Origin of the sequence: Vibrio sp. MOR3 (genome assembly GCF_001557775.1) — a bacterium.
Classification (GTDB): Bacteria; Pseudomonadota; Gammaproteobacteria; order Enterobacterales; family Vibrionaceae; genus Vibrio; species Vibrio jasicida.
The window spans coordinates 1-22,296 of the sequence record NZ_LNRD01000003.1; the positions used below are offsets into that span (position 1 = coordinate 1).

Annotated in this window: 18 protein-coding genes, 1 rRNA gene and 1 other annotated feature; of the genes, 10 read left to right on the forward strand and 9 right to left on the reverse strand. The window is 45.0% G+C overall.

Annotated features, from left to right (window positions below; translation table 11 throughout):
* The 4 genes from ATB76_RS07375 to rluD all read right to left on the reverse strand — a co-directional run.
* Positions 1-318, reverse strand: a 16S ribosomal RNA gene (locus ATB76_RS07375); the annotation flags it as partial.
* Between the two features lie 571 nt (positions 319-889).
* Positions 890-3,463: an ATP-dependent chaperone ClpB gene (gene clpB, locus ATB76_RS07380; protein ID WP_061034991.1), complete on the reverse strand. Its 2,574-nt coding sequence runs from the start codon at positions 3,461-3,463 to the stop codon at positions 890-892.
* 148 nt (positions 3,464-3,611) lie between these two features.
* A complete protein-coding gene (gene pgeF, locus ATB76_RS07385) occupies positions 3,612-4,340 on the reverse strand; it encodes a peptidoglycan editing factor PgeF (RefSeq protein WP_038882442.1) in 729 nt (242 codons plus the stop codon).
* Between the two features lies 1 nt (position 4,341).
* Positions 4,342-5,319 (reverse strand): 23S rRNA pseudouridine(1911/1915/1917) synthase RluD, encoded by a 978-nt coding sequence (gene rluD, locus ATB76_RS07390; protein ID WP_038874005.1) that lies wholly within the window; start codon positions 5,317-5,319, stop codon positions 4,342-4,344.
* A 136-nt stretch (positions 5,320-5,455) separates the two neighbouring features.
* On the opposite strand from rluD, the gene ATB76_RS07395 reads away from it, so the two are divergent.
* The 5 genes from ATB76_RS07395 to yjjX all read left to right on the forward strand — a co-directional run bounded on the left by ATB76_RS07395 (position 5,456) and on the right by yjjX (position 10,472).
* Positions 5,456-6,184 (forward strand): outer membrane protein assembly factor BamD, encoded by a 729-nt coding sequence (locus ATB76_RS07395; RefSeq protein ID WP_038874006.1) that lies wholly within the window; start codon positions 5,456-5,458, stop codon positions 6,182-6,184.
* Between the two features lie 154 nt (positions 6,185-6,338).
* On the forward strand, positions 6,339-7,796 hold the full coding sequence (locus tag ATB76_RS07400; RefSeq protein WP_038868800.1) for a lytic transglycosylase F: 1,458 nt from the start codon (positions 6,339-6,341) through the stop codon (positions 7,794-7,796).
* Positions 7,797-8,165: 369 nt separating this feature from the next.
* On the forward strand, positions 8,166-8,492 hold the full coding sequence (raiA, locus tag ATB76_RS07405) for a ribosome-associated translation inhibitor RaiA (protein WP_038868798.1): 327 nt from the start codon (positions 8,166-8,168) through the stop codon (positions 8,490-8,492).
* 108 nt (positions 8,493-8,600) lie between these two features.
* Positions 8,601-8,722, forward strand: a sequence feature (Phe leader region).
* A gap of 13 nt (positions 8,723-8,735) precedes the next feature.
* Positions 8,736-9,914, forward strand: coding sequence for a prephenate dehydratase (pheA, locus tag ATB76_RS07410; RefSeq protein ID WP_061034992.1), 1,179 nt, complete (start codon positions 8,736-8,738; stop codon positions 9,912-9,914).
* Positions 9,915-9,938: 24 nt separating this feature from the next.
* Positions 9,939-10,472: an inosine/xanthosine triphosphatase gene (gene yjjX, locus ATB76_RS07415; protein ID WP_039973770.1), complete on the forward strand. Its 534-nt coding sequence runs from the start codon at positions 9,939-9,941 to the stop codon at positions 10,470-10,472.
* Positions 10,473-10,571: 99 nt separating this feature from the next.
* Here yjjX and trpR read toward each other — a convergent pair whose 3' ends face one another.
* Both trpR and ATB76_RS07425 read right to left on the reverse strand, forming a co-directional pair.
* The gene (gene trpR / locus ATB76_RS07420; RefSeq protein WP_038866424.1) at positions 10,572-10,874 is read right to left on the reverse strand and encodes a trp operon repressor; all 303 of its coding nucleotides are present in this window, start codon (positions 10,872-10,874) and stop codon (positions 10,572-10,574) included.
* Between the two features lie 13 nt (positions 10,875-10,887).
* A complete protein-coding gene (locus ATB76_RS07425) occupies positions 10,888-12,834 on the reverse strand; it encodes a transglycosylase SLT domain-containing protein (RefSeq protein WP_061034993.1) in 1,947 nt (648 codons plus the stop codon).
* A gap of 373 nt (positions 12,835-13,207) precedes the next feature.
* Between ATB76_RS07425 and ettA the strand changes: the two genes are divergently transcribed.
* The 3 genes from ettA (at position 13,208) to ATB76_RS07440 (ending at position 16,532) form a co-directional block, all read left to right on the forward strand.
* Positions 13,208-14,875, forward strand: a complete 1,668-nt coding sequence (ettA, locus tag ATB76_RS07430; RefSeq protein ID WP_038866420.1) for an energy-dependent translational throttle protein EttA — start codon at positions 13,208-13,210, stop codon at positions 14,873-14,875.
* 257 nt (positions 14,876-15,132) lie between these two features.
* Positions 15,133-15,501: a PilZ domain-containing protein gene (locus ATB76_RS07435; RefSeq protein ID WP_061034994.1), complete on the forward strand. Its 369-nt coding sequence runs from the start codon at positions 15,133-15,135 to the stop codon at positions 15,499-15,501.
* 29 nt (positions 15,502-15,530) lie between these two features.
* Complete coding sequence (locus ATB76_RS07440; protein WP_038876270.1) at positions 15,531-16,532, forward strand: M23 family metallopeptidase; 1,002 nt, start codon at positions 15,531-15,533, stop codon at positions 16,530-16,532.
* Between the two features lie 60 nt (positions 16,533-16,592).
* Here ATB76_RS07440 and tyrA read toward each other — a convergent pair whose 3' ends face one another.
* The 3 genes from tyrA to nagZ all read right to left on the reverse strand — a co-directional run bounded on the left by tyrA (position 16,593) and on the right by nagZ (position 20,042).
* The gene (gene tyrA / locus ATB76_RS07445; protein ID WP_038866413.1) at positions 16,593-17,720 is read right to left on the reverse strand and encodes a bifunctional chorismate mutase/prephenate dehydrogenase; all 1,128 of its coding nucleotides are present in this window, start codon (positions 17,718-17,720) and stop codon (positions 16,593-16,595) included.
* A gap of 25 nt (positions 17,721-17,745) precedes the next feature.
* A complete protein-coding gene (locus ATB76_RS07450) occupies positions 17,746-18,819 on the reverse strand; it encodes a 3-deoxy-7-phosphoheptulonate synthase (protein WP_038866412.1) in 1,074 nt (357 codons plus the stop codon).
* A 239-nt stretch (positions 18,820-19,058) separates the two neighbouring features.
* Positions 19,059-20,042, reverse strand: a complete 984-nt coding sequence (gene nagZ, locus ATB76_RS07455; RefSeq protein WP_061034995.1) for a beta-N-acetylhexosaminidase — start codon at positions 20,040-20,042, stop codon at positions 19,059-19,061.
* A gap of 100 nt (positions 20,043-20,142) precedes the next feature.
* Here nagZ and ATB76_RS07460 point away from each other — a divergent pair, with 100 nt between their 5' ends.
* Together ATB76_RS07460 and murQ are read left to right on the forward strand one after the other, a co-directional pair.
* The gene (locus ATB76_RS07460) at positions 20,143-21,255 is read left to right on the forward strand and encodes an anhydro-N-acetylmuramic acid kinase (RefSeq protein ID WP_038866407.1); all 1,113 of its coding nucleotides are present in this window, start codon (positions 20,143-20,145) and stop codon (positions 21,253-21,255) included.
* A gap of 64 nt (positions 21,256-21,319) precedes the next feature.
* A complete protein-coding gene (gene murQ / locus ATB76_RS07465; protein ID WP_005440589.1) occupies positions 21,320-22,246 on the forward strand; it encodes an N-acetylmuramic acid 6-phosphate etherase in 927 nt (308 codons plus the stop codon).
* Positions 22,247-22,296: the final 50 nt, after the last annotated feature.

Here is a 22,296-nt window from a genome sequence, read left to right on the forward strand (position 1 = left end):
GATCATCCTCTCAGACCAGCTAGGGATCGTCGCCTTGGTGAGCCATTACCTCACCAACTAGCTAATCCCACCTAGGCATATCCTGACGCGAGAGGCCCGAAGGTCCCCCTCTTTGGCCCGTAGGCATCATGCGGTATTAGCCATCGTTTCCAATGGTTATCCCCCACATCAGGGCAATTTCCTAGGCATTACTCACCCGTCCGCCGCTCGACGCCCTTAACGTTCCCCGAAGGTTCAGTTAAGTCGTTTCCGCTCGACTTGCATGTGTTAGGCCTGCCGCCAGCGTTCAATCTGAGCCATGATCAAACTCTTCAATTTAAGATTTTGTTCGGCTCAACGAATACTGACTTCAAAACTCATCCTTACTCGAAAGTAAGAAGTAATTTTAAAGCTATTACCATTCCAACAGAATGATAATGAATTGACTGTGCCAAGTCCGAAGACTTGATTGGTCACTCAGTTCATTGAAACCTAATTTGAAACCGCTCTTTATTAAGAGAAATTTCTAATTGGATTATCATCAACGAGTGCCCACACAGATTGATAGGTCTATATTTTTAAAGAGCACACTCTGAAGTTCTCTCCAAAGTGGACGGCCATTTTAGCGAGATAACTTATCGTGTCAAACACTTTTTTAAGTTATTTCTCTGTGAGTTACTTTCGAACTCACTGACCTTGTCATCTCGGCTTCGCTTTGTTTGCTTTCCCGTGACAACGGAGGCGCATTATAGGGAGTTCGTTTAGGAACACAACCCTATTTTTCAAAAAAACTTATCTTTTTGGTTCGTTCGTATAGAAAACAATCAAAACCCGATAAAAGTGCATCAAAAAGGGGGCTACAGCCCCCTAAACCTTGAACTTCGTCTCACTTTTCACTGCATTAGTGAAATTACTGGTGAGCGATAACTTGGTCATTGTTCACAATCAGCTGTACTTTCTTATCTGGCAATATTTGTCCGGCTAAGATTGATTTCGCTAGTGGGTTTTCGACATTTTGTTGAATGGCACGTTTTAGAGGTCGCGCACCATACACAGGATCAAAACCAACTTGAGCAATCAAATCGAGGGCTTTTGCGGATACCTCTAATTGGTAACCTTTTTCTTCTAAGCGTTTAGCTAGACGTTCCAGTTGAATAGAAGCAATCGACTTTATGTGCTCTTGACCAAGCGGATGGAATACAACACTTTCATCAACACGGTTTAAAAACTCAGGACGGAAGTGCTTACTAACCACATCCATAACTTCATTCTTAATGCCTTGGTAATCCAGAGTAGCAAAGTTCTCTTGGATGCGAGCTGAACCTAAGTTCGATGTCATGATCACTACAGTATTACGGAAATCAACCGTTCTACCCTGACCATCAGTTAATCGACCATCATCCAATACTTGCAGCAAAATATTGAACACATCGGGATGCGCCTTTTCTACTTCATCTAATAGGATGACAGAATAAGGTTTGCGACGAACCGCTTCTGTTAGATAACCACCCTCCTCATAACCAACGTAACCCGGAGGCGCACCAACTAACCTTGCCACAGAATGTTTCTCCATGAATTCAGACATGTCGATACGTACCATTGCGTCTTCGCTATCGAACATAAAGCTCGCGAGTGTCTTACACAATTCCGTTTTACCCACCCCCGTAGGGCCTAAGAATAAGAAGGAACCAATTGGTTTGTTTGGATCTGATAATCCTGCTCGACTACGGCGGATTGCATTCGATACCACTTCTACCGCTTCTGCCTGACCAATCACACGTTTGTGCAATACCTCTTCCATGCGGAGCAGTTTCTCTTTTTCTGCTTCGAGCATTTTAGAGACTGGTATACCCGTTTGCTTAGAGAGTACTTCTGCAATCTCGTTATCCGTCACCTTATTGCGTAGTAGCGTCATCTCTTGCATCTCAGCTTGAGTTGCAAGGTCGAGTTGTTTTTCAAGTTCAGGAATACGACCGTATTGCAATTCAGACATACGGTTTAAATCACCTGCGCGGCGAGCAAAATCCATGTCCATACGCGCTTGCTCTAGTTCACCTTTAATATGTTGTGTACCAGAAAGGGCCGCTTTTTCAGCATTCCACACTTCTTCAAGCTCCGCGTATTCGCGTTCTTTTTCATCCAACTCGTCATTAAGTGCATTTAAACGTTTTTCACTCGCTTCATCATGTTCATTACTTAATGCTTGTTGTTCGATTTTAAGCTGAATGATCTTACGCTCTAGCTTGTCTAGTGACTCAGGCTTGGAGTCAATCTGCAAACGAATGCTAGAAGCCGCTTCATCAATTAAGTCTATCGCTTTGTCCGGTAATTGACGGTCTGACACATAACGGTGTGACAAACTGGCCGCTGCGACAATCGCAGGGTCGGTAATCTCTACATGATGATGAAGTTCATAGCGCTCTTTTAGACCACGCAAAATCGCAACGGTATCTTCAACACTAGGTTCGTCCACCAGCACTTTTTGGAAACGACGCTCAAGTGCGGCATCTTTCTCTATATACTGACGATATTCATCCAATGTTGTTGCACCGACACAGTGAAGCTCGCCACGTGCCAACGCTGGTTTAAGCATATTGCCTGCATCCATAGAGCCTTCGCCTTTGCCAGCGCCGACCATAGTATGTAATTCATCGATAAAGAGAATAACGTTGCCTTCTTCTTTGGCTAATTCATTCAATACCGATTTCAAACGTTCTTCGAATTCACCACGATATTTCGCTCCTGCTACGAGCGATCCCATATCTAGTGAAAGCACACGACGCCCGCGTAGACCTTCCGGAACTTCATTATTAATGATGCGCTGCGCCAAACCTTCCACAATAGCGGTTTTACCCACGCCCGGCTCACCGATAATGACAGGATTGTTTTTAGTTCGACGTTGCAGTACTTGAATGGTTCGACGGATTTCATCATCGCGACCGATCACAGGATCCAGCTTACCCTGCTCTGCACGTTCGGTAAGGTCAATCGTGAACTTTTCCAAGGCTTGGCGAAGCTCTTCTGCATTGGGGTCATTGACCTTTTGACCACCTCTGATCTTTTCGATTGCTTGGCTAACTTTTTGCTCAGTTAAGCCGAGCTCTTTAAGCAATTGACCAAGAGGACCGCGGTCTTCCATTGCAGCCAGTAAGAAGACTTCTGATGAGATGTAAGAGTCCTGACGCTTTTGAGCCACCTTGTCACACAGGTTAAACAAAGTCCCCATTGAACTAGACAATTGAACATCACCACCAATACCGCTTACTTTTGGCAATCGGTCTAACATCTCGCTCAACTTTGAACGTAACTGAGTAACGTCGACATCTAACATTGTTAGCAATGGACGAATTGGGCTACCGTTTTGATCCAGCAAAGCCACCATAAGATGGACTGGTTCGATGTATTGATGATCGCGCCCTAACGCCAGTGACTGAGCATCAGAGATAGCGATTTGAAACTTACTTGTGAATCTATCAAGACGCATATCTTCCTTCCTAACCTCAACTTAAGAGAATTCTTTTGACAGTTAGAAAGATGGATACGCAAAGGGGGAATTTCAAGGGAGTGAATCAATAAAGATAGCTTTGCAAAAATAGAGCTATGCATCATAGCGAATTTGCGCTTGGTCAGAGTTAATCTTCAATCCAAATAAAAGTGGCTTGTCGACCAGTCACACCATCACGGCGATAGGAATAAAAGTCATCTTTGTCTTGAAAAGTACATAGACCTGAATCAAATACTTGAGTGACACCAAGTTTATTAAGACGCTGAGTTGCAAGCTTGGACATATCCGCTAACCACTTTCCTTCAACATCACGAGGGGTAAAGGCTTGATGAGCTTGTGAGTCGAAATCCATAAAGGCTTGGAGGACATCCTCCCCCACTTCAAATGCTTTTGGTCCAATAGCAGGACCAAGCCACGCCATTACCTCACCAGAAAACAACTCTAATGCGTTTTCAATGATACCATTCGCTAAACCACGCCAACCGGCATGCACCGCAGCAACTTGGGTACCTTGCATATTGGTCAGTAAAACGGGTAAACAATCTGCCGTCATAGCAGAACAGATAACATTGCTTGAACACGTATATATGCCATCCGCATCGAGCACTTGCAAAGTCGGAGCACTCACTTGAGTGACAACCGTCGAATGAGTTTGGTTTAACCAGATAGGTGCGGTCGGCATATTTGCCTGTTGCGCTAACCATTCGCGGTTTTTTTCAACTAATGACAGTTCATCCCCAACGTGTGCACCTAAGTTAAGCCCTTGATACGGAGCAGAAGAAAAGCCCCCTACTCTCGTAGAGGAAAAAGCTTTTACATTCTTAGGCGCAGGCCAGTTGGGAATAACTGTCTTCATATTAGAACTCGTCTGGTAGACCGTATTCTTCTGTATCTTTGCGCAACGCTTCTGTCATGACAACCATATCCGCAGGCACTGGAGCATGGAACTCAAGCTCTTCACCAGTGATAGGATGTTCAAAGCGAAGCATTACCGCGTGCAGTGCTTGACGGTCAAAGCCACGAATCATCGCAGTCACTTCTTCTGAAGCACCTGTCGGGATACGAGCACGACCACCGTAAGCAGTATCACCTAATAGCGGATGCTGCAGGTAAGACATGTGCACACGGATTTGGTGTGTACGACCGGTTTCTAGACGAAGACGAATGCGTGTATGCTCGCGGAAGTGCTCAGCAACACGGTAGTGTGTTACTGCTGGCTTACCCAGAGGTGCTACAGCCATCAGCGTACGCTTAGTAGAGTGACGACCAATTGGCTTATCCACTTTACCGCCTGCTGTCATACGGCCGATAGCAATCGCTTCGTATTCACGTGTAATGTTACGTTTTTGCAGAGCACGAACTAGACGAGTTTGCGCCGGAACGGTTTTTGCGACCACCATTAGGCCAGTCGTATCTTTATCCAAACGATGCACAATACCTGCACGAGGTACTTCTGCAATATCAGGATAATGATGCAATAGCGCGTTGAGCACGGTACCATCTGGAGTACCCGCACCAGGGTGAACAACAAAATCACGAGGCTTATTGATTACGATGATGTCATCATCTTCGTAGACGATATCTAGAGGGATATCTTGCGCTTCCCAGCGTTCTTCATCTTCCAGCTCGGCTTGCAAGGTAATTTCCTCGCCACCCATAACTTTGGTGCGAGGTTTAGTGACAACTTCACCATTCACTTGTACTTTCCCGTCAAGAAGCCATTCTTTCAGGCGAGAGCGAGAAAAGTCTGCGAATAATTCGGCGATAGCTTGGTCCAAACGTTGACCTAATTGGCTATCTTTTACGGTGTTGGTTAAAACAATCTGCTGAGCCATATCGAACTTTTTTAAAAACTGTGAGACTAATGCTCACGACTGTGGAAAAATAGACTATTACGTCATTGTATCTGTTACTGGAAAGAAAGTAACGGCAGCTTAAGAAATATTTAGATTCAAGGAACAGACTCCTGATATGAAACATCAGACTTTAACAGGCCTTTTAGCGGTATCCCTTCTGTTTGGCTGTGCAAGCAAAGAAGAAATCGTTCCTGATGTGCCACCTTCTGAACTGTATGCTGACGCGCAAACGTCGCTTCAAAGTGGTAACTGGCTTTCTGCTATTGAGAAATTGGAAGCTTTAGATTCGCGTTACCCGTTTGGTGCCTACTCTGAGCAGGTACAACTTGACCTTATTTACGCGTACTACAAAAACGACGACCTAGCATTAGGTCTTGCAACGATTTCTCGCTTTATGCGTTTGAACCCAACTCATGAAAAAATGGACTGGGTATTGTACATGCGTGGTTTGAGCCACATGGCGCAAGACCGTAACTTTATGCATGACTTGTTCAACGTTGACCGTAGTGACCGAGATCCAGAGCCAGTTAAGAAAGCATTTGATGATTTCAAAAAACTGCTAGAGCGTTACCCAAACAGCCCATATGCTGAAGATTCACAAAAACGCATGGTGGCACTGAAAAACCGCTTAGCAAACTACGACCTTGCTACTGCGGACTTCTATCTACGCCGTGAAGCTTGGATTGCTGCGATTAACCGTGCCCAAGAACTTCAAAAAGCATTCCCAGATACTGAAGCAGCACGCAAGTCACTGGATATTCAGTTAGAAGCTTACAAGCAACTGGAACTAAAAGATGCCGTTGCCAGAACGGAAGAGCTGATAAAGCTTAACCCAGTAAAATAACACCAACCGCCACAGCTTTGCCTGTGGCGGTTTTGTCCCCCCCCCTTCCTTATTTTTGCTTTATCCTTTCTCGTTACCACATTCATCACCTTGATGATTTTTTAAGCGACACATATGCTTAAGGTTCTCCTTCACCATCAACATGGATGTGAACATGGCATTATCAAAGCTATGGACAGGACTTCTACTGTTACTCTCAGCATCAGCATTTGCTTTAGAGTTGTCCCCTCTGAGACAGCCCCCTTACACAGGTGATCTCGATGTCATTAAAGAGAAGAACGTCTTGCGTGTGTTGGTATCTGCCGATTTGGGTTTCTATTACATAGAGGGAGGTGAACCAAAAGGGATTGGCGCTGAGTTGCTTGCGCATTTTGAGAGAGATTTACGCAAACTCAAACCTAAGATCAATATTCAAATCATTCCTGTATCTCGTGATGAACTGCTTCCTTCCCTAGAACAAGGGCTGGGAGATCTGGTTGTTGCGAATCTCACCATTACCGACGCACGTAAGAAATTGGTTGATTTTAGTGATCCTGCCATTACGGGAATTGAAGAGTGGGTGATCACCGACAAGAAAACACCTGTGATGACCAAGCTTGACCAGTTAAGCGGCAAGGAAATATGGGTACGTGCCAGTTCAAGTTACTTCGAGAGCATTCAGGCATTAAACAAACAACTTAATAAGAAAGGCTTACCACCTGTTGTTGTGCATTTCATAGAAGAAACACTACAAGACTACGAATTGGTGGGAATGCTCAACAATGGCTATGTCAAAGCCATCGTTCTTGATAGCCACAAAGCCAAGTTGTGGATGAGCTTTATGGATGATATTCGCTCTCATACCAAAATCCCCCTCCGCACCGGCGGTGAGATAGCATGGGCAATGAGGCACGATAGTCCAGAGTTGAAGAAAGTGGTGAATAAATTCATCAAGACATCAAGATCCGGCACCTTATTGGGCAATGTGATTTACGGCAAATATATCGATAATACTAATTGGCTCAACAAAGCCCTCAACCCGAAAAAAATCGCGCAATTAGAAAAGCTCTCTTCCTTATTCTCTAAATATGGAGAAAAATACGATTTTGATTATCTGCTTATCGCCGCAGTGGCCTATCAAGAATCTGGATTTAACAATAATCTAGTATCGAGTCGAGGTGCAGTTGGCATCATGCAAATTCTGCCAAGTACTGCCAGCGACCCAAACGTAAATATTAAAAACGTTCGAAACTTGGAGAACAATGTCCATGCTGGTGTGAAGTACATGGCCTTTCTACGTCGATACTACTTCAGCGATGAAGCAATCAGTAAAGAGAACAAACTGTACCTAACGCTTGCCGCATACAATGCAGGGCCTGGAAATATAGAGAGAATGCGCAAACGCGCCGCGCAACAAGGTTATGACCCAAACGTTTGGTTTCACAATGTAGAAGTGGTGACGCGACGTAGCTTAGGCGAGACCGTCAGATACGTCACTAACGTGAACCGCTACTACGTTATTTACAAGCAACTCGAAAGCCTCGACCTAGCCAAGACATTGGACAACGTCTTATTAGCGCCAGAAGACCCTGTGTTCATGACGCCATTGAAGAAAATAAGCCAAACGCCATAAAACCGAGAACAAAAAACCAAAAACGCCGCTCAGTTCATGAGCGGCGTTTTTGAATCTAACTTACTATGCACTTTAAGAGTGATCTGATTCACATCTTTGTTCTGGTTAATTTTTAACTAACTAGAATTACAGGCCGTATAACTCCCCTAAAAACGGGATAGTTTTCAGCTCAGTACTCTATCCAATCTAATGATTTCGAATCCGATAACAAGCAATTTTCACAGAAATCTAAACAGTTCTTGAGAAAGATCACATTCACTTCCCACCTATAAAAAACCACTCAAAATAGTGATCTATATCACATTATTTTATCCTCAGAACGGTAATCTGAATTCAACCCATGAGGGATGAAACAGAGGAAAAACATTTATGACAATGAACATCACTGGTAAAAATATCGAAATCACCTCTGCAATCCGAGCTCATATTGAGAGCAAATTTAAAAAGCTGGAGAAATGGCAAGTAGACATCATCGGATGCCAAGCAACTTTCAGTGAGGAACCAAACAAACAGAAGAAATTCGAAGCCGTTATTACGGTTCCTAAAGGGCAACTAATCGCCTCAGCTACTCACGAAGATCTTTACGCAGCTATCAACGAAGTGGAGCAAAAACTAGAACGACAATTGAATAAGCTGACCCACAAACCTGAAGCTCGACGTGCTAGCAAGCCAGAGTTAGTGGAAGAAGAAGAGTAAACCGACCAGATCGAGGAAGTAGCGCCGTAAGGCGCTATTTTTTTGCTTGACGCTCCCCGCCTGCTTGCTTATTGTGTTTAAACACTCACAAATTAAGCACTATTTATGCATTTGACTCACCTGTTTCTTTTTGACTTCTTTTTCCTTCCATAGTTGGAGGGGCTAACTCGTTTGTGAAAGAAAAGTCAAAAACAAACAGAAAGCCTCCCAAATCGGGAGGCTTTTTTTATAAGGAAAGAATTGATGACTGACCAACCTATTTCCCTGGATGAAATTCGTTTACGTTTGAATGAGCTTGATGACGAGCTTTTAAGCTTGCTGTCTGAACGTCGTAAGCTCAGCATTGAAGTAGCAAAAAGCAAAGTCCAAACATCAAAACCTGTTCGTGATGCTGTCCGTGAACAACAACTACTAGTAAAACTGATTACCAACGGCCGTGATAAATACGAACTCGACGCTCAGTACATCACCAAACTTTTCCATACGATCATCGAAGATTCGGTGCTTTTGCAACAAAGCTATCTACAGAACCTAGTCAACCCTCAGCAAAGTCGTAAACCATTAGCACGAGTGGCTTTCTTAGGAGCTAAAGGGTCTTACTCTCACTTAGCTAGTCGTGAGTACTTCAGTCGTAAAAATACAGAGCTAATTGAACTCAACTGCAAGCACTTCAAAGAAGTAACTCAGACCGTTGAATCTGGCCATGCTGATTATGGTGTTCTACCAATTGAAAACACCAGTTCTGGTTCAATTAACGAAGTCTACGACCTTCTACAACACACAACACTTTATATCGTAGGAGAGCTGACTCAACCGATTGAGCATTGCCTTGTTGCAACCAAAGACATTCGTCTAGAGAACATCAAAACGCTTTACTCTCACCCGCAGCCCCATCAGCAATGCAGTGAGTTCCTTAGTAGAATGAAAGGCGTTCAACTCGAATCTTGTGCGAGCACAGCCGATGCGATGCAGAAGGTACAAGAATTGGGCCGTGATGATGTCGCCGCTATCGGTAATGCTTCCAGTGGTAAGCTTTATGGCTTACAAGCGATCCAAGGCAACATCGCGAACCAAACTGAAAACCATACCCGCTTTATTGTGGTTGCTCGTAAACCTGTCGAGGTCTCCACACAGATACCGGCAAAAACCACATTGATTATGTCTACCTCTCAAGAGGCAGGTTCTTTAGTCGAGACCCTGTTAGTACTGCAACGTTTCGGTATCAACATGACTAAGTTAGAGTCCCGTCCGATCATGGGTAACCCATGGGAAGAAATGTTCTATGTTGATTTAGAATCACACCTTGGTTCCACCGCCATGCAGCATGTGCTCGATGAGCTCACCAAGATAACTAAACACCTGAAAGTATTAGGATGTTACCCAAGTGAGAACGTAAAACCCACTCAAGTAAAATTGGGTTAATAGACATCGATAGGTAAAAAGATCATGGTAGACCAAAAAGTCGTTATCGCTTCACTCAACCCTGCAAAAATTAAAGCCGTAGAGAGTGCTTTTCAAAGTGCTTTCCCTGAACAACGTTTTAACTTTTTCGGAGTCAGTGTCCCGAGTGAAGTTTCAGACCAGCCAATGACCAATGATGAAACACGCCGAGGTGCTTTAAATCGTGTTCGCAATGCTAAAACTGAGATGCCGAATGCTGATTTCTATATTGGTTTAGAAGCGGGTATTGAAGGAAAAGTTACTTTTGCTTGGATGGTGATTGAATCCGCGACTCATCGTGGAGAGTCGCGTTCAGCAAGTTTAATGCTACCACCAGAAGTGCTAGAAAAACTTGAACATGCCAATGAACTGGGTGATGTAATGGATGAAGTATTTGGTACTGACAACATCAAACAAAAAGGTGGCGCAATTGGCCTGTTAACTCAAAACCAACTGACGCGCAGTTCGGTCTACCACCAAGCTTTGATTCTGGCGTTGATTCCTTTTACCAACCCTGAACATTTCCCTGCAAACCTATAGCTGTGTGGCTCTTATTAAGAGTCTGAAGCTGATAGTCGAGTAAAGTACGTATTAAAAAGGGCGGATATTCCGCCCTTTTTGCTGTCCGTAACTCAAAGATTATTGAGCGCCCTGCTCTAATAATGTCTTAAGTTTGTCTTTGTCGACATCGGACTTTGACTTTAACTCGTTAGAGCCACGGGTAATTGTCGCAATACCAACCCCAAGCATTTGACTGATTTGACGCTGTGAGAGCTCACCTTTTAGCAACTCGTTGAGAATATTAACGCGTGCGGTCAGTGACTCTCGCTCATCCGGTGTCATTAGCATGGTCAACAACATTTCGTGTTGCTGATTGTCCACACTTGAACGGATTAACTCGACAATCTGTTGCCAGTCTTTGTACTCAGGTTCATGTGACATCAAGTTACCTCACTCAATACTTGGTATTGATCTCTTCTTGGGTCAAGAACGAACCGTCGACACCTAAAAGGTCGCGGTAGTACGTTTCGAACATCAAAATGTTCTGTACATACCCACGCGTCTCTTTAAATGAAATCGCCTCTATAAAGGAATAAGCATCCACTTTTCCTTGAGTTCGCTCTCGCCACATTTTTACTCGGTTAGGCCCTGCATTATAAGCAGCGAGCGAAAAAATACGATTATTATCGTAATCTTCCATTAAGCCTTGTAAGTAGTGGCTACCAATTTCAATGTTCTTACCTACATTGTAGAGATCTTGCGTACCTTGATATTTCAGTTTGTACTTGTTTGCCGTGTACTTAGCCGTCGCAGGCATAATCTGCATCAGACCACGAGCTCCAACCGGAGAGCGCGCTTCAGAATCAAGTGCACTCTCTTGTCTCGCCAAAGACATCATTGTGATTGGGTCGATATTGTGTTTCTCAGCGTAAAAGTTAAACCACCAGCGATGCGCGACAGGGAATCGCAACGGAATGTTATCCCACATCTGAGCTTGAATACTCGCAATAACCGTCAAGTTATGCCAATGCTTAGACGCTGCAAAAGCGGCAAGTTGCGTTTTCTCCTCTTTACCAACACGACGGAGCAAATGTGTCCATTCACTCTTCGCCGCAGCGATCTTGTCGGTTGCTATCAGCTCTTCAATACGAAGCAGCGATTTTTGATATGGCTGAATAGCTGTCTTATCGAGCTTAACAGAGCTTGATGGATACTTGATCGATTGACCAATCGCATTCGCTGCGGCCACACTGTAAAAGTTACGCTGGCCAGTCTGTTTTGCTAAACGTTGCTTACCTGCGACTTCATCACCCAATGCGATTTCACTGCGCCCTAACCAGTATTGCCACCGAAGTGATGCTTGCTCTTCATCATTAAGCACTGCGATCCATTTTTTTACCCCTTGCCAGTCGCCATTTTGAATCGATAAACGAATACGACTTTCAATCAGAGGTAGGTTTTTACTGGTTTTTGTTTTGTCATCGCGCCACTTCGCCAATGAATCTGATTCAGTACGAATCAAACGAATCGCAATGTAATCCGCCAGTGCTTGAGCCTTTTCTGGAGAGAACTTTTGCCCTTTCACTACGGTCGCATAAGCATCTTGCGCTTGCTTGGTGTTTTTTCGAGTCAGTTTCTCTAATGCAAATTCTGCTTGAGTTCGATTAAAGTCATTCGCTTGTTGCTTCTTGGCAAACTCCGCCACATTTTCAGGCTTATCGAACAATGCCTTCATCGCTTTGGCTTGCTGCTGAGCTTTGGCCGATGTAGGCAACTTTTGCAGATAGGCCATTAGCCCGCCATTACGCGCATCAAATGCTAATAACATGCGTTGTAAAATCATGTCATCGGTACGTTCACCCGCTTTGTCCCATGCAGAGAACAATGGGTCACATTCATCAGCAATACTCTTGCCGCGCAGCCACATGTGCTCTGCGCCTTTAAAGGCAGCAACTTGTTTACCCTGTTCTAATTGAGCAACATAAAAAATACACTGATAACGCTCACCACTTGGCTCAACTTTCTGGAACTCGGTAATGGTTTTCCAATCTTTCTGGCGATAAAGGTTATCTAGATACGGGGCGCGAATACGACGTGAGAATGGAAAAGCTTCATGTTCACTAATAAACGCATCTACCTGTTGTGGTGACTTGCTCGATAATTGCCTCAGAAATACCCGATAGTCCACATAAGGAGTGAGTGGATAATCAGCGATTTTGGAACGAATAGACAAGTAGCCATCAATGTCATTCTTGTCTAATAAATTTTGTGCCTGCTCATAGACTTGACGCTGCTTTTCTAGGCTCAGCGTCGCGTTTGCCGACACGCTTACCGCACATAAAGCGGCTGCGTAGCATACTCTTTTAGCCAATTCAGTTACGTTGAATTTCATGTGCGTCATTTTCCCCAGACGTTTCTCTCTTCATGCTTTACCACTGGTGAATACAAACGTAGTAAGCAATAAAGCATATGCATCTATTTACACCGTAATAAGTGCTTATTGTAAAGCGACTTGATGTAATAAATGTTGTACTCGTAAAACTTTAGAACCCTTTAAGACAAATAGATTCCCATCAATTCATCCAACTAAATGAACTGTTGGCTTTGATTTAAAGACGAACAAGAAAAGTGTATACCCTAAAGTTGAGAGTTTCCGGTCAGCGATGAAGAAGAAATCACACAAGATGCTAATTTCTTGCAATGCGGTAACAAAACTGAAGGAGTTGGTATAAAATAGAGCCTTTGAATGACAGTTAATTTAGGAACGATCGGCAATGGCTGAATACGTATATACCATGTCGCGGGTGAGCAAAATTGTGCCACCTAAGCGTCAAATTCTTAAAGACATCTCTCTAAGCTTCTTCCCTGGTGCAAAAATCGGTGTTCTAGGTCTGAACGGTGCGGGTAAATCTACGCTGCTACGTATCATGGCGGGTATCGATACCGATATCGATGGTGAAGCACGCCCACAACCGGGCCTAAACGTAGGTTACCTACCGCAGGAGCCCGTTCTGGACGAGTCAAAAACCGTTCGTGAAATCGTTGAAGAGGCTGTTGCAGATGTTGCTGGCGCACTTAAGCGCTTGGATGCGGTATATGCAGCGTATGCAGAACCAGATGCCGATTTTGATGCTCTAGCAAAAGAACAGGGTGAACTAGAAGCGCTAATTCAAGCGAAAGATGGTCACAATCTAGACAACGCGCTAGAACGTGCTGCTGATGCACTTCGTCTTCCTGAATGGGATCAAAAAATCCAACACCTATCCGGTGGTGAGCGTCGCCGTGTGGCTATCTGTCGTCTTCTTTTAGAAAAACCAGACATGCTACTGCTCGACGAACCAACCAACCACTTGGATGCTGAGTCTGTTGCATGGCTAGAACGCTTCCTAGTTGATTACACTGGTACTGTAGTTGCGATTACCCACGACCGTTACTTCCTAGATAACGCAGCGGGTTGGATCCTAGAACTTGACCGTGGTGAAGGTATTCCATGGGAAGGTAACTACACCTCTTGGCTAGAGCAAAAAGATGCGCGCCTACAACAAGAAGCGTCGCAAGAAAAAGCTCGTCAAAAGACCATCGAGAAAGAACTTGAATGGGTTCGTCAAAACCCTAAAGGTCGCCAAGCGAAATCTAAAGCACGTATGGCGCGCTTTGAAGAGCTACAAAACACTGACCACCAAAAACGTAACGAAACTAACGAGCTGTTCATCCCGCCAGGTGAGCGTCTAGGTGATAAAGTTATCGAAGTGAACAACCTGACTAAGTCATTCGACGGTCGCGTTCTTATCGATGATCTATCATTCAGCATGCCTAAGGGTGCCATCGTGGGTATCATCGGTGCCAACGGTGCGGGTAAATCAACCCTATTCAAGATGCTAAGCGGTACTGAACAACCTGATTCGGGTACGATTGAACTGGGTGACACTGTGAAACTGGCTTCTGTTGAGCAGTTCCGTGATTCAATGAACGATAAAAACACGGTATTCCAAGAGATCTCAGAAGGCGCTGACATCATCAAGATCAACAACTTCGAAATCCCTGCACGTGCTTACTGTTCTCGCTTTAACTTCAAAGGCTCAGATCAACAGAAAGTTATCGGCGAGCTTTCTGGTGGTGAGCGTAACCGTGTGCACCTTGCTAAGCTGCTTAAAGCCGGCGGTAACGTACTACTACTCGATGAGCCAACCAACGACCTTGACGTTGAAACACTACGTGCACTTGAAGAAGCGCTGCTTGAGTTCCCTGGTTGTGCCATGGTTATCTCGCACGACCGTTGGTTCCTAGACCGTATCGCAACGCACATCATCGACTACCGCGATGAAGGCCAAGTTAACTTCTACGAAGGTAACTACAACGAGTATATGGAATGGCTGAAGAAGACGCTTGGTCCTGAAGCCGCTGAACCACACCGTATCAAATACAAGCGCGTATCGAAGTAATTTCGTTTATAAGATGAGTGTGCGGTATATCACCTTACACTCACCTTTGCTTGTAATTCGTACAAAGGTCGCTATCATAGCGGCCTTTGTTGTATGTGTTGCATAAATGGCTCAGATTGGCATTTTTTCAATTAAGAGCTTGACCTTTAGCAATCGTAACTCTGTGCTACCTCGACATTTTAAGAACAACAATTGAACAATTTTTGTTCTATTTGATATAGTCATCGACAGATTCGACGACTATATGAGAAAGCTCTATGACGGAGAGACGACGCTTTTCACGCATCATCTACCAAGTTTCTGCTTTAGTGGAACAAAGTGACTTGGCACTACAAGCCACGATTCAAGATCTCTCATTACATGGTTTATTGTTAAGAGCTGAAAATGCAAACTCACTTGAGTCGTCACTACCGGTAGAAGTCGCATTCTCGTTCGTTCAATCAGAACAGGTGATGCAGTTAACCGCTGATATCATCGCTGTTGCAAGTAACGAGATCCGGCTGAAGATCATCAACATAGACATCGACAGTATTAGCCAATTAAAACGATTTATAGAGTTAAACGTAGGCAATAACGAGCTGCTGAATCGAGAGTTAGAATACCTTTCTGATTTGGGGGAAGAATAAATTGAACGCCTGCTTTAGTAACAATAACTATGTCTAAAAAAATCATCATGCAGATCCCAACAAAAGATGGGAATCAGCAATTTTATGTGGGTCGCCTTTCGATCCTTGCAGTATGTGTGTCAGTCATCGCTTTGCCTGCCGTCGTTGGTAGCGCTTGGTATTTGAATCAACAACAAACATACAATCAAGAGACGCTAAACCAAACCATCGCAAAGCTGGAAGGTGAAAAAGCGGAGATCACGGCACTGTATGAAGAACAACTTGATACGAACCACTCTCTTTCTCAATCTTTAACTGACAAAAACAATCAGATTCAATTGCTAGGTAAGCGTGTATATGATGTGGAGTCGGTTCTGGGTCTCGCTGACGAAGAGCTTGAAAGCGAAGAGTACAACGTTGCCCTAGAAGAGCGTATTGATGCCGCAGCCATTGATTCAGCAGTGCGCGCAACGATGTTCCGTTTAATTCCAAACGACAGTCCGATGACTTACCAGCGTATCTCCTCCCCTTATGGCAGTCGGATTAACCCTATTTCTGGCAAACGTCATGTGCATACAGGCATCGACCTTACATGCAAACGCGGCGAAGAAATCTTAGCCCCAGCGGATGGTGTGGTAGAAACGGTGCGACCAAGTAATCGTGGATACGGTAACTACCTTACGCTCCGTCATTCATTTGGTTTCTCAAGTTCATTCGCTCATCTGAACAAATTCAGCGTGAAAAATGGCCAGTTTGTCAGTAAAGGCGATGTAATAGCGAAATGTGGTAATTCAGGTAACTCGACTGGGCCACACCTTCATTACGAAGTACGCTTTCTTGGGCGTACGCTAAACCCGCGCTACTTAATGGATTGGACACCAGAGAACTTTAACTCCGTGTTCGAGAAAGAAAAGATGGTAAAATGGGGTCCTCTGGTTCAGTTGATCGATAACGTGGTTCGTCTGCAAATCAATCTAACCAATTCGCCATACCGAGATACGAGTATTAGCACGGTATCAAGTGAAGACAACAGTGGTACATCGACCAACTGATTATTTTCAAACAAAAAAGAGCAGCCAATGTGCTGCTCTTTTTGCATCTAAAATAGGGAATTAGCCACGATGGATATTATCGTTCGCTTGCTTAAGTAGGTTCTGACTCTCGTTCATGAATTGCTGAGAGTACTCACCAAACCAATCGCTCACTTGCTCGAAGCTTTCGACAAACTCAGCCTTGTCTTTACTGTCTAAAACAGACAAAGCTTCACCAAAGCGTTGGTGGAAACGCTTAATCATATCGATGTTTTCTTGTGATGAAAGAATGATGTCACCGTATAGATTTGGGTCTTGACCAAACAGACGCCCTACCATCGCTAGCTCCAAGCGGTAAATTGGCGAGCTCAGCTTTAACAATTGTTCAATATTAGGGTTTTCTTTGCTTAGGTGCATACCGTAAGCGAAGGAAGTAAAGTGACGTAGCGCCTGAATCAAAGTCATACCATGATCGTGCTCTTGCGCATCGATCTGGCACAAGCTTGCGCCCCAAATACCAAACTGTTGCAGTAGCCATTGGTATTGCTCATTCTCACGACCATCGCAGTACACAATCACCTGTTTCGCTAAGCTTGGCACATCAGGACCAAACATTGGATGGAGACCAACAACCGGGCCAGAGTGTACATTTAACATTGCTTGCAGTGGTTTGGACTTGATAGAAGTCAGATCACAAAGAATGCAATCTTGTGGCAGGTTACCGAGCTTTTCAATCACACCTTCAGTTAAATGGATTGGCACAGTCACGACCACCAGGCCAGCGTCTTTTAAGATTTCGTCAGCGTGCTCCCAGTCTTTACTGCCCAAGACTTTCACTTGGTATCCAGACAGTTTGAACATACGTCCGAACAAACCACCTAACTGGCCATTACCACCAATAATAACGACTGAGCGCAATTCTGGGTTCAAACACTTAAAACCGGAATCTTTCTCGCTGGCATAAGACTCACGCATTGTTCGACGAAGAATGTCTTCTATCAACTGTGGAGGGATCCCCATTTTTTCAGCTTCAGCTCGTCGTGATGCCAGCATTGCCGCCTCACGATCTGGGGCGTAAATTGGCAAACCGTGTTCGCTTTTTACTTCACCCACTTTCTCTACTAGCGCTAAACGCTGAGAGAGTAGCTCTAGCATTTGCTTGTCGACTGCATCAATCTGATCGCGCAATGCGTTAAGTTCAACTGCCATTGATGTTCCTTAAATAAGTTCCGTTTTAGCCTTTAAGGCGATTCTCTAAGAAAGGCACCAGCTCTTCGTGTGCATGACGTAATAGTGCCTCAGTTGAATCCCAATTGATACACGCGTCGGTAATTGAAACACCGTATTTCATCTCTTCGAGAGTAAGGTCTGAAGATTGATTACCTTCATTAATATGACTTTCAATCATCAGGCCAATGATCGACGTGTTGCCTTCTCGAATCTGGTGAATCACGTCTTCTGCAACTAACGGCTGACGGCGGTAATCTTTACGTGAGTTCGCATGGCTACAATCCACCATCAAGGACGCATCAAGGTTGGACTTCGCCATCTCTTGCTCACACTCAGTAACGGATACTGAGTCGTAATTGGTCTGCTTACCACCACGAAGAATCACATGACCATTCGGGTTGCCTTGCGTAGTCAGAAGCGCTACTTGACCTTCACGGTTAATACCCATGAAACGGTGGCTAGAAGAAGCCGCTTGCATTGCGTTGATCGCCGTTGCCAAGCTACCGTCCGTACCATTCTTAAAGCCGATAGGCATTGAGAGACCACTTGCCATCTCACGGTGTGTTTGTGACTCAGTCGTACGAGCGCCGATCGCTGCCCAACTAAACGTATCTGCCAAGTATTGTGGGCTAATTGGGTCAAGAGCTTCTGTTGCCAGCGGAATATCCATCTCAGCGAGTTCAACCAACAGTTCACGACCAACATGCAGGCCATGTTCAATGTCGAAGCTGCCGTCTAGGTGTGGGTCATTGATCAAGCCTTTCCAACCAACCGTGGTTCGAGGCTTCTCAAAGTAAACACGCATAACAATATACAGTTGGTCGCTTAGTTGTTCTGAAAGTGCTTTTAAACGCTTGGCGTAATCCTTCGCAGCGTCTACGTCATGGATAGAACATGGTCCACATACAACGAGTAGACGATGATCTTTTTTGTGAATGATATCAGCGATGGTTTGACGAGAATCTTGGATAAAACGACGGGCCTTTTCACTTAGAGGAAGCTTAACTTTTAGCTCCTCAGGCGTGATAAGAACTTGTTCTTCGCAGATGTTAATGTTGCTCAATTCACTTCTTTGCATAACCTTGACCTGTATATTATTTTTTACACCCAACCAATTCCTTGGTGAGACAACTAAGCTTTACGGACAAGATAACAGGCTAAAAAAGAATTACAACCGTACACAATAAAAAACATCAAGTGTAAATTTAAGTTTACATCAAAAGAAAAAGCCGAAATGCAGAGCACTTCGGCTTTAAATGGATGTTTTAGAAAGTTTACGTCTCACCCTGAACAAACCATTATTCAGGGGTGAGATGGCTAGCCAACCAATCGCTTCATAGCTTCAGAGGCATCTTTCCACTCTTGCGAACGTTTTAGCTCGCTTAGAGAAAAGCTCTGTTTCTTCAACAAGGCATCAGCGAGAGGAACAGAAGTGATGGGTAGATTATCAAGCACCTCAACTTGCGCATCGCGCTTGTTGCAAACCAGCAGCATATTACAGCCAGCGTTTAATGCTTGTGCGCCACGTTCGGCAGGACCACCCATAATTGCGGCACCTTCCATGGTCAAATCATCAGAGAAGATCAAACCTTTAAAACCAAGTTGCTGGCGCAGGATTTGTTTAAGCCAATACTCAGAGCCGCTAGCAGGTTGGTCATCATAATTTGGGAAAATGACGTGAGCAGGCATCATCGCATCTAAGATGCCTGCATCGATTTGCGCTTTGAAGATAGCTATGTCTTGCTCAAAGATATCGCTACGCTCGTCATACGGTGTCTCTAGGTGTGAATCAGCAATCACACCACCATGACCCGGGAAATGTTTGCCCGTCGTCGCCATACCGACACTCTTCATACCCTGCATATAAGCAGTGCTGTGACGCAAAATAGTGTCTAAATCCTCACCAAAAGCACGGCTGCCAATCGCTTTACATTGATGACCTTTATCCAACACTGGCGCGAAGCTTAGGTCGATATCATGAGCAATCAGCTCAGCAGCCATCAACCAACCGCCCATGCGGGCCAGAGCTTCACTGTTTTGGTGTTTGGCGTATTGGTCCGCCGCAGGAATCAATGAAAAGCCTTCACGGAAACGCTGAACGCGTCCGCCCTCTTGGTCAACACCAATCAAAATCGGACGTTTCGCCGCTTCTCGGATAGATTGGGTAAGAGCTTGAAGCTGCTTGCTGTCGTGGTAGTTACGCGTAAATAAAATCAAACCACCAACCGTTGGATGCTCCAAAATTTCTCTGTCTTCTGCAGTCAGTTCATAGCCTGCAACATCAACCCATAACGGTCCCATTTTTTCTCCTCAAAATCGGCTGAATATCTCGTATTCGATGAGGTTATTCGCTTCAGAATTGCTTTACAATAAGTGAATCGAAGAATTGACGGAATTGGCTGTGAATCTTAACAAACTGTATATCGGTGTGATGTCTGGAACCAGTATGGACGGTGTAGATACCGCACTGGTTGAAATTGAAGATAACCGTGTTCGCTTGCTCGCACACGATGATTACCCAATGCCTGCTCATATTAAGCAGACGCTTTTGTCGGTTTGCACTGGGCAAGACACGAATCTAAAAGCCATTGGTAAGCTCGACCACCAACTTGGCCATCTGTTTGCCGATGCGGTTTTACAGCTACTGGATAAATCCGGCTATTCCGCAGAGCAAATCCGAGCCATTGGTAATCATGGTCAAACCGTGTTCCATCAGCCGACTGGCGAACAGCCCTTCACCACCCAACTGGGTGATGCCAACATCATTGCAGTCAAAACTGGCATTGATACCGTGGCAGATTTTCGTCGTAAAGACATGGCGTTAGGTGGCCAAGGTGCACCGCTCGTCCCTGCCTTCCATAAAAGTATTTTTGCCATGCAAGATTCCACCACCGTGGTGCTTAACATCGGTGGAATTGCCAATATCTCGGTACTGCATCCTGACCAAGCAGTGATCGGCTACGATACTGGCCCAGGCAACATGTTGATGGATGCATGGTGTGAACAGCACACAGGACAAGGCTTCGACAAAGACGCGCGATTTGCTCTGCAAGGCAACACCGATGCAACACTACTAACTCAACTCTTAGCAGAGCCTTACCTCGCCATGTCGGCGCCTAAGAGCACTGGTCGAGAGCTGTTCAATATCGATTGGCTGCATCATCAGTTAGCCAACCACAATATCTCAGCACAAGATGTACAACGCACGCTGTGTGAATACTCGGCGAAGACCATTGCAAACGAAGTGGAGAAATTCACGTATGGTCAGCAGCCACAGCTGTTGGTGTGTGGCGGAGGGGCGAGAAACCCTCTACTGATGCAACGTTTAGCGGAACTTCTGCCGCAGTGGCAAGTCGCAACAACGGATGATAAAGGTGTCGATGGCGATTACATGGAAGCCATGGCGTTTGCTTGGCTTGCTCAGCGACATATTGACGGGCTGCCGAGCAACTTACCTGAAGTGACTGGTGCGAGCCGTCTTGCTTCGCTGGGTGTGCTCTATCCTAAAAACTAAATGCGTTGTGCCAGACACAGCGACAAAATAAATCGAAATCAGTATTCAAAAGGCTTAAACCACTATGACAAATGACGCGCTTATTGCTGCTCTTGCCCACCTAGTATCAGAAGGTCGTAACCCAGATACGATGGACATCGATTTACTGCCCTCTCTGGACATTGTTCAGCGACTTAATCAGCAAGATAAGCTCGTACCACTTGCGGTTGAGAAGGTTTTACCCGAAATCGCACTCGCGGTGGATAAGATCACCGACGCGTTTAAAGTCGGCGGTCGTCTGGTTTATATGGGCGCTGGCACCAGTGGCCGTTTAGGTGTGCTTGATGCATCGGAATGTCCGCCAACATTTGGCGTATCTGACAAGATGGTGGTCGGTCTGATTGCAGGTGGCCCAGAGGCGATTCTAAAAGCAAAAGAAGGTGCGGAAGATTCGCCGGCTTTAGGTGAGCAAGACCTAAAAGATATCAAATTCACAAATCTCGATGTGGTCGTAGGTATCGCTGCAAGTGGCCGAACGCCTTATGTCATTGGTGGTTTGGAGTACGCCAACGAGATCGGTGCAACCACGATTGCACTATCTTGTAATCCAGATTCTCCAATCGCCGACATTGCCGACGTCGCAATTAGCCCTGTTGTAGGCCCTGAAGCATTGACTGGCTCAACACGTTTAAAATCAGGTACGGCGCAGAAACTGGTCCTGAACATGCTGACTACTGCCAGCATGATCCGTTTGGGTAAGAGTTATCAAAACTTAATGGTCGATGTGAAAGCAACCAACAATAAGCTCGTTGCACGCGCCGCACGTATTGTGATGCAAGCGACCGATTGCAGCAAAGAACAAGCTACCGACGTACTTAAACAAACTGGTTATGAGGTGAAACTGGCGATCTTAATGATCCTGACCGATCTTGATATTGAATCTGCTCGTGCTCACCTGCACCACCAAGACGGCTTCTTACGCAAAGCAGTGGAAAACCACCAGCCTAAATAAATCTCGAGTCCCGTAGTTCAAATCTGTCGATAGAAGACAAACAAAAAGGA

Excerpts from the sequence above, each read along its gene's own strand:
- clpB (WP_061034991.1), bottom strand. The coding sequence starts at position 3,463 with ATGCGTCTTGATAGATTCACAAGTAAGTTTCAAATCGCTATCTCTGAT.
- pgeF (WP_038882442.1), bottom strand. The coding sequence starts at position 4,340 with ATGAAGACAGTTATTCCCAACTGGCCTGCGCCTAAGAATGTAAAAGCT.
- rluD (WP_038874005.1), bottom strand. The coding sequence starts at position 5,319 with ATGGCTCAGCAGATTGTTTTAACCAACACCGTAAAAGATAGCCAATTA.
- ATB76_RS07395 (WP_038874006.1), top strand. The coding sequence starts at position 5,456 with ATGAAACATCAGACTTTAACAGGCCTTTTAGCGGTATCCCTTCTGTTT.
- ATB76_RS07400 (WP_038868800.1), top strand. The coding sequence starts at position 6,339 with ATGGCATTATCAAAGCTATGGACAGGACTTCTACTGTTACTCTCAGCA.
- raiA (WP_038868798.1), top strand. The coding sequence starts at position 8,166 with ATGACAATGAACATCACTGGTAAAAATATCGAAATCACCTCTGCAATC.
- pheA (WP_061034992.1), top strand. The coding sequence starts at position 8,736 with ATGACTGACCAACCTATTTCCCTGGATGAAATTCGTTTACGTTTGAAT.
- yjjX (WP_039973770.1), top strand. The coding sequence starts at position 9,939 with ATGGTAGACCAAAAAGTCGTTATCGCTTCACTCAACCCTGCAAAAATT.
- trpR (WP_038866424.1), bottom strand. The coding sequence starts at position 10,874 with ATGTCACATGAACCTGAGTACAAAGACTGGCAACAGATTGTCGAGTTA.
- ATB76_RS07425 (WP_061034993.1), bottom strand. The coding sequence starts at position 12,834 with ATGACGCACATGAAATTCAACGTAACTGAATTGGCTAAAAGAGTATGC.
- ettA (WP_038866420.1), top strand. The coding sequence starts at position 13,208 with ATGGCTGAATACGTATATACCATGTCGCGGGTGAGCAAAATTGTGCCA.
- ATB76_RS07435 (WP_061034994.1), top strand. The coding sequence starts at position 15,133 with ATGACGGAGAGACGACGCTTTTCACGCATCATCTACCAAGTTTCTGCT.
- ATB76_RS07440 (WP_038876270.1), top strand. The coding sequence starts at position 15,531 with ATGTCTAAAAAAATCATCATGCAGATCCCAACAAAAGATGGGAATCAG.
- tyrA (WP_038866413.1), bottom strand. The coding sequence starts at position 17,720 with ATGGCAGTTGAACTTAACGCATTGCGCGATCAGATTGATGCAGTCGAC.
- ATB76_RS07450 (WP_038866412.1), bottom strand. The coding sequence starts at position 18,819 with ATGCAAAGAAGTGAATTGAGCAACATTAACATCTGCGAAGAACAAGTT.
- nagZ (WP_061034995.1), bottom strand. The coding sequence starts at position 20,042 with ATGGGACCGTTATGGGTTGATGTTGCAGGCTATGAACTGACTGCAGAA.
- murQ (WP_005440589.1), top strand. The coding sequence starts at position 21,320 with ATGACAAATGACGCGCTTATTGCTGCTCTTGCCCACCTAGTATCAGAA.